We start from the raw sequence: 15,386 nt of genomic DNA, 5'->3' as shown, positions 1-15,386 counted from the left end.
GGTCACGGCTCACCCGTTCCGATCTCTTCCTTGCGCTGGGCAATATAGGCGTCCAGCTCCTCCCGGATGGCGGGGTCCATGGGCGGCTGTTCGTACTCGTCCAGCGCGCGTTGCCAGATCTCGGTTGCGCGAGCGGTTGCATCCTTGCTCCCGGCGATTTCCCAATTCTCGTGATTGCTCCAGTTCGACACCATCGGCTGGTAGAATGCCGTCTCGTAGCGTGCCATCGTGTGCGGCGAGCCAAAAAAGTGCCCGCCGGTCGGCACATCCCTCATGGCCTCGAAGGCCAGCTCGGCGGGATCGACCTTGATCGGTTCGAGAAAGGCGATCATGTGCTGAAGCATCTCGACATCCAGAACCAGCTTCTCGAAGGAGGCGCAAAGCCCGCCTTCCAGCCAGCCAGCGGCGTGGTAATGCAGATTTGCATGACCCAGCATGCAGGCCCAAAGGGCCATCTCGGTCTCGTAGGCGGCCTGCGCATCGGCCACATTCGACGCGTTTGTCGGCGATGCGCGGTAGGGGATGCCATAGCGCCGCGCCAGTTGGCCGCTGGCGATGTTGGCCTTGGCGTTTTCGGGAGTGCCAAAGGCCGGCGCGCCCGAGCGCATGTCGACATTGGACGTGTAGGAACCGTAGAAGACCGGTGCGCCCTTTCGCGCGAGCTGCGTCATCGCGATCCCAAAAAGCGCCTCGGCGTTCTGCTGGGTCAGGCCCGCCGCCAGTGTCACCGGCGTCATCGCGCCCATCAGCGTGAAGGGCGTCACCGCGACCGCCTGCCCGTGTTGCGACATGGCGATCAGGCCCTCGGCCATTTCGCCGTCGAACCGGCGGGGCGAGTTGACCGAGATGATGGTTGTCACGCCCGGATCATCTGCCATCTGCTCCAGCGTCATCCCCCGCGAGATCGCCATCATGCGGATGCCGTCCAGCGCGCGGCCCTTGCCGATCGAAGTGGTATGAAAACAAAGGTCTGACAGCGTAAGGTTGGCGTTGTAGGTGTCGAGGTGACGGCTGTTCGCGGACAGCTCCATCGGCGCACACACCTGATTGCCGATGATGTGGATCGCATTGAAATGATGCGCCAGCCGGGTGAAATTCTGGAAATCGGCCAGATTGCCCGAGCGCCGCCCATTGATGCGATCATGCACCGACGGCGGCCCGGCGACGAGGCCGAATGCCATGTGATCGCCGCCGAACCTCAGGCGCTTTGCCGCGTTGCGGGAGGTGAGGGTAAACTCGGACGGCGCGGTCGAGATCAAAGCCTCGAGCAAGTTCCTGTCGATACGCACGACGCCGGTCGCCTCGTCGACATCGGCCCCCGCCGCGCGGAACAGTTGCCGCGCCTCGGCACTCATCAGCTCGATCCCCAACTCCTCCAGCACGCGCATGGAGGCGTCATGGATTGCCTCGACGTGGTCGTCGGACAGGATCTTCATCGCCGGATAGGGATTGCGGGGCTGCTGCCAAGAAAGCTGGGGAATGCGGCCTGCGCTGGCCTCGCGGTCACGCGGCGATGCGCCGGACCGTCGGCGTTTTCTAGCGATCATATTCGGGCTCTCTTTCAGGGCTGGTGCCGCGCGGCAAGGCATCTGCCAATGCGGCAGCGGTGCCGAGCGGTGCAAGGACAAGGTCGCAAAGCTGCGTCATCGGTGTTTCTTCGATTGCGGCAACCGCGCGTTCTATCGCCAGGGCGCGGGCACCGCCCAGAATGGGGGCGGACCAGGCATGAAACTTGGCGGCGAGGTCCTGGTCAGAGACGGGCGATTCAGGATCGCCCGTGGCCTCGGTGGGCGGCGAGACAAGCCTGCGGCCGTCGCCTAACACGAGCGCCACATGGGCGATGCGGCGGGCCGGAAATGCTGCGTTGTATTCTGGCGCCTCGGTAACGTGCATCCCGGTTGAAAGGCGCAGAACCTCGGCATCGGCGAAAACCTCAGCCGACACCTCTTGGGGGCCGATCGCGCCGCGCACCATGGCGACGGCCGCAGGGAAGGATGTCGAGTATTGCGCCTCCTCGGTGGTCTGGGGGCGCCGCACGGCAAGGCGGCGCGATTCATGGAATGTCGTGATCTCGATCCGCTCCACGTCCTGCGAGATCAGCCCATGCGCGCGGCGCAGGTCGAGTATCGCCCGGACGGCGGGCTGCGCCCAGCGGCAGATGGGCCACGGCTTGAAATACTGCTCGCAGATCCGCCAGTTCGTGCCAAGGTCGTCCCATAGGTCGGCCACGTCGTCACTTTCGACGGTAATTGCGGGCGCGCCGGTAAAACCGTCTGCCGCGAGATAGGCCGCTGACACCCCGGCCATCGCCCCCCAGCCCGACCCGTCCTTGAGCATGGTCGGATGGTCGATGCAGCGCATCATCTGGCTGCGTGGGCCGTGATATTCGGCAATACCGATAGCATGCCGCGTCCTGTCCGCGCCCAGTTTCAACTCGCGCGCGCCAAGCGCCGCACAGGCAAGCGCGATCCAGGCGCCGGAGGTGTGGTAGTCGGCGGCGGTGCGGTGCAGCGCGATCCCGGCCCGCGTGCCAATCTCATAGCCGATCACAAGCGAGGCAAGAAACGCGTCCCCCCGCGTCTGACTCTCTGCCTCGGATATCGCCAGAAGGGCAGGCAGGACACCGCATCCCACATGCCCCTTCGTCAGCTTGTGCCCATCATGCCCGTCAAGCGCGTCGATGCTCATCGCGCCAGCAAGGGCGGCACCTGCGGGGCTTGCGACGCGGCCGTCGAAGAGGATGCGCGCCTGCCTCGTTCCGGCACCGAAGTGGGCGCCCGCATGGTCGCGGATGATGCGCGACAGCTCCGTGCAGGTGCCCCCCGCAGCCACGCCGATCAGGTCGAGGAGCCACCGGCGCGCTGCGCGGCGCACGTTCTCGGGTAGATCGGCATGCCGGGTTTCATGCAGGAAGTCGACGATGGCTGTCATCTGCGCCACTTTCCGGCATCACGCCAAAGGGGCCCCATGGGGAATGGCGCGATCATCGTCCCGTGAACTCAGCGTCGCGCTTTTCCAAAAGCGAAGCGACGGCCTCCATGTGGTCCTCGGTCTGGTGGCACGCGCCCTGATAGGCGGCGGCCAGTTCCAGAACGGTATCGAGGCGCGTGTTCAGCCCCTCGCGCAAGAGCCGCTTGGCCATGCGCAGCTGGCGCGGCGGGTTCTTGGCGATCCGGGCCGCAAGGGCCTGAGCCTCTTCCATCAGCTGTTCAGGCGCGACCACCTGAGACACGAGCCCCCAGTCGAGGGCGGTCGCGGCGTCGATAGGCTCGGCGGTGAAGGTCATCTCGGCCGCGCGGCTGAGCCCGATCTGCCGTGGCAGAAGCCATGCGCCGCCGTCCCCGGAAATCAGGCCCACGCGCACAAAATTCTCGGCGAATGTGGCATTCGTCGAGGCGATGCGGATGTCGCACAGGCAGGTCGTGTCGCATCCCGCACCATAGGCCGGGCCGTTGACTGCGGCGATCAGGGGCACCTCGCATTCCCACATCGCCTTGGCGACGCGCTGGATCCCAGTGCGATACCCATCCTTGGCCGCGATGGCATCGCCGCCAAAGATCGACACCTTGTCCTGCATATGCTTGAGGTTGCCGCCCGAAGAGAACGCCTTGCCTGCGCCGGTGACGATAGCGCAGCGCACCGACTGATCGGCATTGATGCGGTGCATCGCATCGACGATGGCCTCGCACAGGTCGCGGTCGGTCAGCGCGTTGCGCGTGTCCGGCATGTTGAACGTCAAGGTGACGACATGGTCACGCTGATCGAAGAGAAGCTTGTCGGTCATCGGTCACTCCCGCTGTTTGGCCACGCGCAGCGCTATGGCGCGGTGCATTCGGTTTGATGGCGCGCCAGCAGCTCGCGCTTGAGCACCTTGCCGCTGGGATTCGTCGGCAATTGATCGAGGAAAACGTATCGCTTGGGGCGTTTGTAGGGCGCCAGATTGTCGCTCTGCTTGCAAAAGCTGTCTATGTCTTCGGCGGTCAACGCGCTGTCGGTCGCCACGATATACGCCGCAACGATCTGGCCCCATTTTTCGTCCGGCAGGCCCAGCACCGCAGCCTCCTGTATGCCGGGATGCTTGTAGAGCAGCTCTTCGACTTCGCGCGGATAGATATTCTCGCCGCCCGACACGATCATGTCGTCGGCGCGCCCGTGAAAGGTGTAAAAGCCTTCGTCGTCGCGCGAAAAGAGATCACCCGAATAGACCCATCCCGCCCTGAGTTTCTTGGCCGTCTCGACGGGATTGTTCCAATAGCCCGTCATCGCCTGTGGCCCGCGCACGATGAGCTGGCCGATCTCGCCCGGTGGCACGATCTGGCCGGGGGTCGCGTCGGGGCTGCGGTCGATGATCCGGCACTCGGAAATCAATGTCGGCTTGCCGCAGGAGCCGAGCTTGCGCAGCGCGTCATCGGGATGCAGCAGCAGTGCAAGCGAGGCCTCGGTCATGCCATAGCCGTTGTAGATGTTGGGGCAGAACTCGGCCACCACGCGTTCCATCACCGCCGATGCGATGGCCGCGCCGCCGGTCGTGATGAGGCGGAGCGAGCTGGTATCGACCTCGTGAAACTCCGGGTGCAGCAGCAGTTCCTGAATCTGGGTCGGCACGGCAAAAAGCGTCGTGATCTTTTCCGATGCGATCGTTTGCAGCGTTTCGAGGGCGTTGTATCGCCCCATGACTACGTTGGTTCCGCCCACCATCAGATGCGGCATGAAATAGGCCTGCATCCCGCCGACGTGATATAGTGGCGCGATATGCAGGGCCGTGTCGCGGTGGTTCAGCCCGTATTCCATCACGCAGTTCATCGCGATGGCGATGTCGTTGGCATGAGTGTGCACCACGCCCTTTGGCCGCCCTGTCGTGCCGGAGGTATAGACCAGGGCCGACACGTCGCTGCCCGCCGGGATCGGGCGCAGAAGGTCGCGGTCCTCGGTCTCTTCCGCCAGCATGTCGAACTGGCTATGCCCCTCGGGCACCGCATCCAGATCATACGAGCAGCTGACGAAGTCATGGACCGAGCGGACCTCGGCCTCGATCTTGAGCGCGTTTTGGGTCAGATGCCGGCCATAGACCAGAACGCGCACACCGCTGTCCTTGATGATATAGGCCGCTTCGCCGGGGCTGAGCCGGTAGTTCAGCGGGACGGCCACTGCGCCGATGATCTGGCAGGCGAAATAGGTGGTGACCGAATTTTCCGAGGTCGAGACGTAAAAGGCGACGCGGTCTCCGGCACGCACGCCCATGTCCGACAGCGCCTGCGCAAAGCGGCGCACGCGGCCGTGCCACTGCGCGTAGGTCCAGCGGCGCTCGCCAAAGACCAGCGCGGTGTGATCGGGATAGCGTTCAACCGAGGCTTCTAGAATGCGGGCGATATGCATGCCGGGTGTGTCCTGTCAAAGGTTCGGTTTGATCGAAGGCATCTCGCGGGCCGCGATCAGGTATTTCGCCATTTCCGACGAGCCGCCGACAATGGGAAGCGCGCGCGCATCGCGGTAGATCTGCTCGGCGCGGCCATATTGGCGGGTCACGCCGTCGCCGCCGAGGATCTGCACCGTTCGGTCCGCGCAGAACACCGCCGTTTCCGAGGCGACCAGCTTGCACTGGCCCGCCTCGCGCATCAGCTCTTTGCCGTCGAGGCCGGAATCGTACATCTTGGCGGCGCGGGTGGTCAGCAGTTCGGCGGCGTCGATGCGCCAGCTCATTTGCGCGATCATGTCCCAGATCAGCTGTTTCTGGCCCAGTTTCTGGCCAAAGGACATCCGGCTCTGGGCGTGATCGCGGGCGATGTCGAAGGCCGAGCGCGCGACGCCGAGGCCCGATCCGCCCAGAATGACACGCTCGAAGTTGAACGCGCTCAGCATGATGCGAAAGCCTTGGTTCTCTTCTCCCAGCAGGTTGTCTGCCGGCACGCGAACATTGTCGAACGTGACCTCGCCGACGACGCATCCACGCCGGCCCATGAAATCATAGGTGCGCGGGAATGAAATTCCGGGCGTCGTGGCCGGAACGGCGATGGCGGTCATGCCCTTTTGGGGGATCGCATCGGGGTCCGAGATGCCCCAGACGATGTAGACGTCCGATTTTGTCGCGTTCGAGATATAGCGCTTGAACCCGTCGATCACCCATTCGCGCGTCGCGGCGTCAAAGCGCACGCGCGTTTCCATGCCCGCACTGTCCGAGCCGACATTGGGCTCGGTCATGCAGATCGAGCCGATGGCGTGGCCTTCGAGGATCGGCGTCAGATAGCGCTCGCGTATCGGCGCGCGGGCGTAGGCATGCAGCGGAAAGGCGCAGGACAGCGCGGTCGCTATGGTCGTCTCGAACGCGTAGTTCAGATAGGCGGCCTCTTCGGACAGGATGGTGGCGTGGGTTAGCCCCGGCTTGGACAATGAGCCTGAATAGAGGTCAGGGAACATGAGTTTCATGTAGCCCGCCTCGCCAAGCGCGCGCACCACGCGCTTGACCGCCTCCCAATCCTGGTCACGCTCGATCAGTGGCGCCACGGGCGCCAGCTCGCGCGCGAGGAAGTCGCGGATCTCGGCGCGAAACGCACGGTCTTCGTCGGTCATGAAAAAATCACGCATTCGGGGTATCCTGTTTTCCGTCTGAGGCGCGTATCAGGTCGGGCACGCCCAATGTTTCGAGCAGGCGTGTCGTTTCGCGGTGCACCAGGCTGATGTTGCTGTCGCGTACTGTGGGCAGCAGGTAGCGTGCGCGGCGCACCTGATCGAAATCGACCTCGGCGGTGATCAACTCTTCGGCGCTGCCGGCGACGGCCAATTCGCGCCCGAAGGCATCGACGATCCGCGAGCCGCCCCAGAAGGTGAGGCCGCGCTCGGTGCCGGTGCGATTGGCCATGATCGAAGGCGCGCCATACATCATGGAGTAAAACCGCATCGTCAGGGCCCATCCGCCGGGGTTGTCGAAATCCACGCCGACGGCCTCGACCCCGGAACTCACCGGGCAGATCAGGCAGGTTGCGCCGTGCAGGAACGCCAGATGCACAAGCGCCGGGTTCCACAGATCGGCGCAGATCAGCAAGCCGGCATTCCAGCGCGCATCAAGGCCAAAGACATCCACGAAACGCCCGGCGGCATAGTGCTTGGCCTCTTCCAGATTGCCATAGCTGGGCAGATTGACCTTGCGGTGCAGAAATCTCAGTGCGCCGTTCTTGAGGATCGCGGCGCTGTTGTAGAATTGGGCGGCAGGGCCTTCCTCGATGAACCCGACGATCACGGTCATGTCACCCGCTGCCTCGGCCAGCCGACCCAGACGGGGGTCGGTGCGCGGCATGGCAATGTCGAGCAAGGTCTCGCAGCCGTGATGGCCGGTCAAGGACAGCTCGGGCATGACCAGAAGGTCCAGGCCCGCAGTCTTGCCTTGGGCGATCCAGTCCAGATGGCTGGCCAGATTGGCATCGAGGTCGCCGATGACGCTGCTGCACTGGGCAACGCCGGTCTTGAGGATATGTGGCACGTGTTTGCTTCCCGGTCCCGTGGTGGCCGGGGCACTGCCAAAGAGTGCCCCGGCGCCTTGGCGTTTACATCATTCCGGCTTCGCCGAGGAAATCGGCGGCGACGTTTTCGATCGACACACGCTCCACGTCGACGCGCGCATTCAGGCGTGCCATCGTGGCGTCGTCCAGCTTGGCCGACAGCGTGTTGAGCAGCTCGCCCACCTCGGGATGCGCCTCGAGGATCTCGTCGCGGACAACGGGGGCCAGCGCGTAGGCGGGGAAATATCCCTTGTCATCCGTCAGCGTGACGAAATCGAAGGCCGGGATGCGGCCATCGGTTGCGAAAACCAGCCCGACATCGACATCGCCGTTCTTGAGTGCCTCGTAGACCAGGCCCGAGTCCATGCGCTTGACCTGATCACGGCTCAGCTCGAAGCCGTATTCCGCCTGTAGGGGCTTGAGGCCGTCGGGGCGGGCATACCATTCTGCGTTCGAGGCCAGCGTCAGATCGTTCTCACTGTTCACACGCGCGGCGAAGTCGGAAAGTGTCTCGATACCCAGCTCTTCGGCCTGCGCCTTGCGCATGGCGAGGGCGTAGGTGTTGTTGGCGTCCGACGCGTCGAGCCAGACAATGCCTTTCTCGGCGTCCAGCTGCTTGACCCGGTCGTAGGTGTCGGCGGCGTTCAGCTTCTCTTCGACCTTGTTGTAGGTGATCAGCGATGTGCCGGTGTATTCCCAGTAGACATCGATCTGGCCGTTTTCCATCGCCTGGCGCACGGCTGCCGAGCCCATTCCGCCGCGGTTGTCGACATCAAAGCCGTTGGCCTCGAGTAGCTGCGCGGTCATCGAGGACAGCAATTGCTGCTCGGTGAAGTTCTTGCCGCCGACAACGATTTCGTTGGCTTGTGCCGCGCCCGCCAGCATGACGGCGCCGGCAAAGAGGGATTTCGCGAAATTCGAGAACATTTGTTTTTTCCTTCCTGTGGTTGTGAGAGTGAGTGTGGTGAAGTCGGTGGATGCGCCTTGTCTCAGCGCAGCGGGTTGACGCCTCTGGGGATCAGCCAGAACTGGGCCTGGCCGACGAGGGAATCGACGAGGACCGCCAGGGCTGCGGTCGGGATCGCACCCGCCAGCAGCATCCCGGTGTCCATCAGGTCGATGCCGGTGAAAATGAGCTCGCCCAGACCGCCGCCGCCGATCAGAAAGGCCAGCGGCGTGGTGCCGACATTGATCGCCAGCGCTGTGCGGATGCCCGAGAAGATCACGAAGAGCGCGTTGGGCAGCTCGATCCGAAAGAGGATCTGCATGGGCGTCATGCCCATCCCGTAGGCCGCCTCCTTGAGATGCGTCGGCACTGCCAAGAGGCCGGCATAGGTATTGCGCACGATCGGCAGAAGCGAGGCAACGAAGAGCCCGAAGAAGGCCGGCGCAAATCCGATGCCGAGAAGCGTCATCGACAGGGCAATGACCGCCAGTGTCGGGATGGTGGTGCCGATGTTGAACACCTGCATGATGGTCTCGGCCGCCCGCGCCATCGAAGGCCGCGAGAGCAATATCCCGACAGGCAGACCCACGCAGATGGCGGCGCCGCCCGAGGCCAACACCAGGATCACGTGCTGCTCGGTCAGGTAGACGATGTCATCCCAGTAATAGGCGATCTGCCCGATAATTCCCGAGGACCCAATGAGGATGCCAAGGGCGATCAGGACCCAGGGCCAGATCATGGTGGTGCGCGATGTAAGTGTCGGTTTGTTCATCTCGGCCCCCTATCCAATGGCTCGGGCGACATTGCGGCGATAGGTCTCGCCCAGTGCGCCGGTGACGGCGGGCTGCGTGACGACGCCGACGAACCGGCCATTGTCATCGACGGTCGCCAGCCACATGATGTCATGTGCGAACATCTCCGAGACGACGGCCCGCAGGTCGGCGCGGAACGGCACGATCGCGGGCAGGGGCCGCGCCAGGTCGCGCACGTTGCCGCGTGCACCCTCCAGCATCTCGGCGGTCACGTATCCGACCGGCTTGTGGTCGCCGTCGATCACGACTGCGACGTTGACCGTGCTATTCTGGACGGCAGACAGCGCGTCCTTGGCCTTGGCATGGCCCGATACCGTCGGTGCATTCGGATCGGCCACTTCTTCGACCGTCACCAGACGCAACCGCTTGAGCGTGCGGTCGGCGCCAACGAAATCGGCCACGAAGGCGTTCTTGGGATGGGCCAGCACGGTGTCTGGGCTGTCGTATTGCTCGATGATGCCTTCCTTGAAGATGGCGATCTTGTTACCCATCTTGACGGCCTCGTCGATGTCATGGCTGACGAACATGATCGTCTTCTTGATCTCGGCCTGCATCTTCAGGAATTCGTCCTGAATGATCTCGCGGTTGATCGGGTCGATGGCACCGAAGGGCTCGTCCATCAGCATCACGGGCGGATCGGCGGCAAGCGCGCGGATCACGCCCACGCGCTGCTGTTGGCCGCCCGACAGCTCCTTGGGGAACCGCTTGAGAAAGAGGTTCGCATCCAGCCCGACGAGATCCAGCAGTTCGCGGGCGCGGTTCTTGGCCTTGTCGCTCTTCCAGCCGAGCAACTTGGGCACGACGCAGATGTTTTCCTCGATCGTCATGTTGGGAAAAAGGCCGATCTGCTGGATGACGTAGCCGATCGAGCGCCGCAGCTCGACATCGTTCAGCTTCGAGGTGTCCTCGCCATTGATGTAGATCTTGCCCGATGTCGGCGCGACGAGGCGGTTGATCATCTTGAGCGCCGTCGTCTTGCCGCATCCCGACGGCCCCAGCAGGACGCAGATCTCGCCTTGGGGCACTTCCATGTCGACATCACGTGCGGCAACGACCTGCCCGTTGGGCGTGTCGAAGATCTTGGTCAGTTTTTCGAGTCGGATCATGGTCGTATACTCCGTAGCGTTACCGGGTGAGGCCGGACGGCGTCAGGCGCTTTTGCAAAAAGAGAAGGGCGTAATCGGCGATGATGGCGAGGACCGAGACGGCGATGGCCCCCGCGATCAGCTGCCTCGGATCGGATTGGCTGATACCGCGCGAGATCAGCACGCCAAGCCCGCCCGCGCCGATGTAGGCGGCAATCGCCGCGACGCCGATATTCATCACCACCGCCGTGCGCACCCCCGCCATGATGACCGGAATGGCCAGCGGGATCTCGACCTGGCTAAGCCGCTGCATCTTGGTCATTCCCATGCCCCGCGCGGATTCGCGCAAGGCCGGATCAACATTGGTGATGGCCGTGTATGTGTTTCGGATGATGGGCAGTTGCGAGTAGAGCAAGATGGCGATCACTGCCGGGAGCCAGCCGATCCCTTGGCCGATCATCGACAGGATGGGGATCATCAGGCCAAAGAGCGCGATGGACGGCACCGTGACGATGATCGACGCAATGTAGAGCACGGTATCCGCAGCCTTGCGGTTTTGCGTGATGGCGATCCCGATGGGAACGCCCGTCAGTATCGCAAGGCCGACAGCGACGGCGACGATCGAAATATGCTCGACGCCGAGGCTGATGATGACCCCGAAGTTCTGATACATGAACTGGATCGTTTCCACGCCGCTCTCCTCCTGCCGCATACGAAAACGTGACCGCTGCCATGACCCCGGCAGCGCATCGCAGAAGCATATACGGCGAGGAGCGAGACTCTTTTACATAATTCCGTCATATTTTTGCATCAAACCGCCGCCATGCCGGAGTTTGATGCGACCCGCACCGCCAGCGGCGATCGCCCGCACCAGCGCTTGAAGCTGCGGCCGAAGTGGCTCTGGCTGGAAAAGCCGGTCGATTCTGCGACTTCTTCGAGGCTGCTGGTCGTTGTCACCAGAAGGCGATAGGCCGTCGTCAGGCGCAGTTCCATGTAGAACTGCGACGGCGATTTCAGCAGTGCCTTGTGAAACAGGCGCTCGAATTGGCGCTCCGACAGATCTACCTCGCTGGCCAATTGAGCAATCCTGAGCGGTTTGGACAGGTTGTCCTCCATCCGCCGGATCGCCGTCTCAAGGCGTGGGTCGGTCAGTCGATAGCGCCATTTGAGCCCGCTGCGCTGGGCCTCGCTGGCCGGGCGCAGGGGGCCGTGCAGAAACTGCTCGGAGACTTGCGAGGCCGCGGTCCAGCCTTCGCGGCGCCCGATCAGGTCCAGCATCATGTCCATCGACGCGGTGCCGCCCGCCGCCGTCAGCAGCCCGTCCTCGATCCGGTAGATGTCGCCGCAGACCTTGAGGTCGGGAAACTGCATCACCAGCCCTTCGATTGATTCCCAGTGGATGGTGACGCAGCGCGCGCCGACCACTCCGGCCTGCGCCAGCAGCAAGGTCGCATTGCTGATCGCGCCCACCATTCGCCCGTGACCGCGCAGGTTGCGCAGATGACGCTCGAGCGCCTTGTTGCGATAGCCGTCGAGCCCGAGGCTGGCCACGACAATGGTCAGATCGGCATGGGGTGCATCCCCGAGGTCGAAGGCCGCCTGCACGTCAAGACCGTTGCTGGCCGACACCGGCCCTTTTTGCGCCGCAGCAATGGTCCATTCATAGCATGTGCGGCCCAGCAGGCGATTGACCGATCGCAGCGGCTCGATGGCAGAACTGAGCGCGAGCATCGAGTAGCCCGGCACGAGGATGTATGAAACCTTCAAGGGCTTTTGGACGGGATCGGGTTGACCAAGCGTCTTGGGCTTCGGTGATGACACTTCGCTCATTCCTTTCGTCCGATGCTCGGTTTCTTGGTCCGGCCGAAGATACCTTGGAGGCAGGGCGTGTCCGGAGAGGCTCGAAAACCTGTCCGTCACCATCCCGCGATCAAAGCCGAACACAGGCCGACGTTTCGCGATCATACAGGGTTACGACCTGAAATCACGTCTTGCCCATGATCAATGCGTGGTCGAACGATTTCCGCTGATTGCTGCATGCCGGGGGCTGCGCAGCACGATACCTGGCCGCAGGCCACAAATCCTGATCAGAGCCACTTCGTCGTCGAAAGTCATCAGATGCGCTTTATCGAAAGTACATCGAAGGTATGCTGGAGCGTCCGGGTTGCGCGGTCCTGGTCGGCCATCGCCACGAGCGAGATCAGCCCGTCCACAATGGCAAGCTGTGCGATCCTGCTGGTCATCGCCTCGGTGCGAAATCGCGTTTCGCGAGCGACCGTGTTCAGCACGATGTCGGTAAAGCGCGTGATGGGCGAGCGCATCGCACTGGTGATCACGATCGTCGTTGCACCGGCCTCACGGGCCAGCCGCGTGGCATCGATTGTTTCGATCGTGCTGCCGCTGTGCGAAATCGCGATGACGGCCACGTCAGGTCCGGTGCGCGCAGCGCTGATCGCTTGCACGTGGCTGTCCACCTGCGCAGTCGCATTGATGCCGATCCGCAGGAGCCGATACTGGGCGTCGAGCGCGATGGGTGTGGCGCTTCCGATTCCGTAAATCTCGACCCGGCTCGCGGTGCGAATTGCGGCGGCTGCCTGTTCCATTGCGCCCAGATCGAGGCTCTTCTGGGTGGCCTGAATGCAATCGACGTTGCTTTGAAAAATCTTGGCGATCACGCGGGCGGTATCGTCGCCGGGGTCAAGATCTTCGTGTATGAACTGGACATCCGACACGAGCTCGCGGGCGAGCACGATCTTGAGCTGTTGAAATCCCCGCGCCCCCACTTGCCGACAGAGCGACACGACACTGCCCTCGCTGACGGCCGCGCTTTCGGCAAGCTCGGTGATGGACATCTCGATGATGCGGTTGGGCTCGGCCAGGATGACATCGGCCACGCGCCGGGCCGCGGGCGGCAGAGTGGGCGCCAGGGATTGCAGCCGGCCGATGACCCCACGGAAACTGGGCGTGTCCTCCTGCCGGGGCCGGGTTTGGGGCTTGCTGGGACGTTTGGTCATGTCGGGCCTGCCTTGACGCGTTGTTCCGCACCCATGACCAAGTGCATTGGGCAGGCTTTGTCAAACATCTTGGCACGCGGGCCGGGCGCTCATTCGGCTGCCCGCGCATGGCCGGGCGGCAAGGACTTGAGCACGTCCAGCGCACCAAGGGGCGCGCGCCTGCTCCCGTCCACCTGGTGAAACGCAATTCCCAGCCGCTGCGCCCCTGCGCCATCGGTGTCCTGATTGTCGCCCACAAGCAGGGCCTCGCCCGCCTCCACGCCCAGCCGCGCCAATGCGCGGCGCAGCATCAGGGGCTGCGGTTTGCCGATGATCTCGGCCTCGGTCCGGCCAGATGCGGCCATGACCGCTGCCAGCAGGCTACCCGTTTCGGGGATGGCGGCGCCAGCATGTCCGGGATGGCTGCGGTCAGGATTGGCTGCCATGAGATGTGCGCCGCGCTGCAGGCTGTTTGCCGCAGCCGCAAGCGCTGCATAGTCGAACCTCTCATCCCGGCACACCAGCACCACGTCGCCCCCTTGCGTGACGGTGCGGATGCCAATGGCCCGCGCCCTGTCATGCAGAGGCGCTGCGGCGATCAGCATCACGTCAGCCCCGTCGAACCGGCAGGCGACCTCTTCGAGTGCGATCTCGCCGGCAAGAATGAGGCGGTCTGGGCAAACGCAAAGCCCAACCCTGCGCAATGACGCGGCCAGACCTGCGGCGGTGTCGGACGAGTTGTTGGATGCGATCACATATGGGCGTTCAAGGGCGAGGAGGAGTGATATCGCTCCCGGCATTGGCTGATGGCCCCTAAGCAGCGTCCCATCAAGATCGAAGATGATTCCTGCGACTGCGCCAACACGATCATCGAGCTCGCCTTCTGTCTTTGTCATGGCCATGGATACACCCAGATGCGTCGATTTGACGGATGCTAGCCACGCAGTGTGGAAAGCTCAATAATTAGAACATAAAAAATGAGATTATTTCATATTAGTGTCGCAAGTCGGCGGTAAAGTTCGTCTGCGGTCAGGGTGCGCCTCGGCTTTACCGTCCGAGGGGCATGTAGATGACCGGACATGACCGGGAAACTTGGCGCGCATGGCCCAATGCCCCGCTGCGCCCACGACATGGAGAGTGGAAAGATGAAGAACATGGAAAAGATCGGGCATCTCACCCGTCGCAAGCTTCTGCATGTGGCCGGGGCGTCGTCCCTGGTCGCTCTGGCCGCCCCCGCCATCGTGCGTGCGCAGGGCGCAGGGACGCTGCGCGTGGGTCTTGGGCCCCAGCAACCTACGCAGGAAGACACCTATCGCGTCTGGGAGCCGATTTATCAGCGCATCGCCGCAGCCGCCGGGGCCGAGTTGCGCCTCGACGTGGCCAATGACTGGGCCGGAATCGCGACGGCGCTGGCGAATGAACAGATCGACGTCGCGCAAATGGGGCCTTGGGGTTATGTGCTGGCCGCGGCGCGGGGCGAGGCGAAACCCATCAACGTGATGCTGGTGGAGGGCAAGCCGATCTACCGCGCGATCATCGTGGCGCGCCCGGATCTGGAGCTTGACAGCTTTCCTGAGGATGCGCGCGGCATGTCCATGCAGATGCTGGATACTGGCTCCACCTCGGGTTGGCTGGTGCCGACGCACTGGTTACGCGACCAAGGCATCGAAGCGCAGAACTTCTTTGGTCGATATGCCGAGGGTGCCTCGGCCGCGGCGGCGCAGATGGCCACAGTCAACGGCCAGGTCGATCTGGCGACTGGCTGGGACACGCATCGCAACACCATGATCCGCAACGGCACAATCGAGGCTGACGCGAACCGGGTGGTTTGGGAATCGGATCCGCTGCCAAACGAGGTCGTCGCTGTCCGCGCCGGAATGGACGCAGAGATGGCCAGCGCCCTTCAGGACGCATTCGCCACGCTGGACGAGGAAACCCGCGCCCTTTTGCCCTGGCCCTACACGGGCTTTGAGCCGACCACGCACGAGCCATATGCCGTGCTGGAGCAGATGGGCCGCGATCTGGGTGTGCTGCGCTCGTAACAACGCCGCTGGTCC

14 protein-coding genes are annotated in these 15,386 nt (G+C 63.5%); 1 reads left to right on the top strand and 13 read right to left on the bottom strand.

Annotated elements, in window-relative coordinates:
- Nucleotides 1–2 precede the first annotated feature (2 nt).
- From V8352_RS06275 to V8352_RS06215, 13 genes are all read right to left on the bottom strand, one after another.
- On the bottom strand, nt 3–1,547 hold the full coding sequence (locus V8352_RS06275) for a trimethylamine methyltransferase family protein (RefSeq protein WP_336423415.1): 1,545 nt from the start codon (nt 1,545–1,547) through the stop codon (nt 3–5).
- On the bottom strand, nt 1,537–2,931 hold the full coding sequence (locus tag V8352_RS06270; RefSeq protein ID WP_336423414.1) for an MmgE/PrpD family protein: 1,395 nt from the start codon (nt 2,929–2,931) through the stop codon (nt 1,537–1,539). The genes V8352_RS06275 and V8352_RS06270 overlap by 11 nt, the downstream gene beginning before the upstream one ends.
- A gap of 52 nt (nt 2,932–2,983) precedes the next feature.
- Nucleotides 2,984–3,784, bottom strand: coding sequence for a crotonase/enoyl-CoA hydratase family protein (locus V8352_RS06265; RefSeq protein WP_336423413.1), 801 nt, complete (start codon nt 3,782–3,784; stop codon nt 2,984–2,986).
- Nucleotides 3,785–3,816: 32 nt separating this feature from the next.
- Entirely contained in the window at nt 3,817–5,376 is a 1,560-nt protein-coding gene (locus V8352_RS06260; protein WP_336423412.1) for a class I adenylate-forming enzyme family protein, read from the bottom strand.
- A 15-nt stretch (nt 5,377–5,391) separates the two neighbouring features.
- Nucleotides 5,392–6,582, bottom strand: a complete 1,191-nt coding sequence (locus V8352_RS06255) for an acyl-CoA dehydrogenase family protein (RefSeq protein ID WP_336423411.1) — start codon at nt 6,580–6,582, stop codon at nt 5,392–5,394.
- Nucleotides 6,575–7,474, bottom strand: coding sequence for a nitrilase-related carbon-nitrogen hydrolase (locus V8352_RS06250; protein ID WP_336423410.1), 900 nt, complete (start codon nt 7,472–7,474; stop codon nt 6,575–6,577). The genes V8352_RS06255 and V8352_RS06250 overlap by 8 nt, the downstream gene beginning before the upstream one ends.
- 64 nt (nt 7,475–7,538) lie before the next feature.
- Nucleotides 7,539–8,420, bottom strand: coding sequence for a glycine betaine ABC transporter substrate-binding protein (locus V8352_RS06245; RefSeq protein ID WP_336423409.1), 882 nt, complete (start codon nt 8,418–8,420; stop codon nt 7,539–7,541).
- 62 nt (nt 8,421–8,482) lie between these two features.
- A complete protein-coding gene (locus V8352_RS06240) occupies nt 8,483–9,211 on the bottom strand; it encodes an ABC transporter permease (protein ID WP_336423408.1) in 729 nt (242 codons plus the stop codon).
- A gap of 9 nt (nt 9,212–9,220) precedes the next feature.
- Nucleotides 9,221–10,357: an ABC transporter ATP-binding protein gene (locus tag V8352_RS06235; protein WP_336423407.1), complete on the bottom strand. Its 1,137-nt coding sequence runs from the start codon at nt 10,355–10,357 to the stop codon at nt 9,221–9,223.
- A gap of 19 nt (nt 10,358–10,376) precedes the next feature.
- Nucleotides 10,377–11,027: an ABC transporter permease gene (locus V8352_RS06230; protein ID WP_336423406.1), complete on the bottom strand. Its 651-nt coding sequence runs from the start codon at nt 11,025–11,027 to the stop codon at nt 10,377–10,379.
- A 119-nt stretch (nt 11,028–11,146) separates the two neighbouring features.
- Nucleotides 11,147–12,157: a GlxA family transcriptional regulator gene (locus V8352_RS06225; RefSeq protein WP_336423405.1), complete on the bottom strand. Its 1,011-nt coding sequence runs from the start codon at nt 12,155–12,157 to the stop codon at nt 11,147–11,149.
- 293 nt (nt 12,158–12,450) lie between these two features.
- Nucleotides 12,451–13,350, bottom strand: coding sequence for a MurR/RpiR family transcriptional regulator (locus tag V8352_RS06220; RefSeq protein WP_336423404.1), 900 nt, complete (start codon nt 13,348–13,350; stop codon nt 12,451–12,453).
- An 89-nt stretch (nt 13,351–13,439) separates the two neighbouring features.
- Nucleotides 13,440–14,225, bottom strand: coding sequence for an HAD-IIA family hydrolase (locus tag V8352_RS06215; RefSeq protein ID WP_336423403.1), 786 nt, complete (start codon nt 14,223–14,225; stop codon nt 13,440–13,442).
- 183 nt (nt 14,226–14,408) lie between these two features.
- Between V8352_RS06215 and V8352_RS06210 the strand changes: the two genes are divergently transcribed.
- On the top strand, nt 14,409–15,371 hold the full coding sequence (locus V8352_RS06210) for a phosphate/phosphite/phosphonate ABC transporter substrate-binding protein (protein WP_336423402.1): 963 nt from the start codon (nt 14,409–14,411) through the stop codon (nt 15,369–15,371).
- Nucleotides 15,372–15,386 lie beyond the last annotated feature (15 nt).

Origin of the sequence: Roseovarius sp. D0-M9 (assembly GCF_037083805.1) — a bacterium.
Classification (GTDB): domain Bacteria; phylum Pseudomonadota; class Alphaproteobacteria; order Rhodobacterales; family Rhodobacteraceae; genus Roseovarius.
This window is presented reverse-complemented; position numbering and strand designations above follow the sequence as displayed.

What these genes read in the sequence shown, in the direction of transcription:
- V8352_RS06265 (WP_336423413.1), bottom strand. Translation starts at nt 3,784, where the DNA reads ATGACCGACAAGCTTCTCTTCGATCAGCGTGACCATGTCGTCACCTTG.
- V8352_RS06245 (WP_336423409.1), bottom strand. Translation starts at nt 8,420, where the DNA reads ATGTTCTCGAATTTCGCGAAATCCCTCTTTGCCGGCGCCGTCATGCTG.
- V8352_RS06215 (WP_336423403.1), bottom strand. Translation starts at nt 14,225, where the DNA reads ATGACAAAGACAGAAGGCGAGCTCGATGATCGTGTTGGCGCAGTCGCA.
- V8352_RS06275 (WP_336423415.1), bottom strand. Translation starts at nt 1,547, where the DNA reads ATGATCGCTAGAAAACGCCGACGGTCCGGCGCATCGCCGCGTGACCGC.
- V8352_RS06210 (WP_336423402.1), top strand. Translation starts at nt 14,409, where the DNA reads ATGACCGGGAAACTTGGCGCGCATGGCCCAATGCCCCGCTGCGCCCAC.
- V8352_RS06260 (WP_336423412.1), bottom strand. Translation starts at nt 5,376, where the DNA reads ATGCATATCGCCCGCATTCTAGAAGCCTCGGTTGAACGCTATCCCGAT.
- V8352_RS06220 (WP_336423404.1), bottom strand. Translation starts at nt 13,350, where the DNA reads ATGACCAAACGTCCCAGCAAGCCCCAAACCCGGCCCCGGCAGGAGGAC.
- V8352_RS06235 (WP_336423407.1), bottom strand. Translation starts at nt 10,357, where the DNA reads ATGATCCGACTCGAAAAACTGACCAAGATCTTCGACACGCCCAACGGG.
- V8352_RS06240 (WP_336423408.1), bottom strand. Translation starts at nt 9,211, where the DNA reads ATGAACAAACCGACACTTACATCGCGCACCACCATGATCTGGCCCTGG.
- V8352_RS06255 (WP_336423411.1), bottom strand. Translation starts at nt 6,582, where the DNA reads ATGCGTGATTTTTTCATGACCGACGAAGACCGTGCGTTTCGCGCCGAG.
- V8352_RS06270 (WP_336423414.1), bottom strand. Translation starts at nt 2,931, where the DNA reads ATGACAGCCATCGTCGACTTCCTGCATGAAACCCGGCATGCCGATCTA.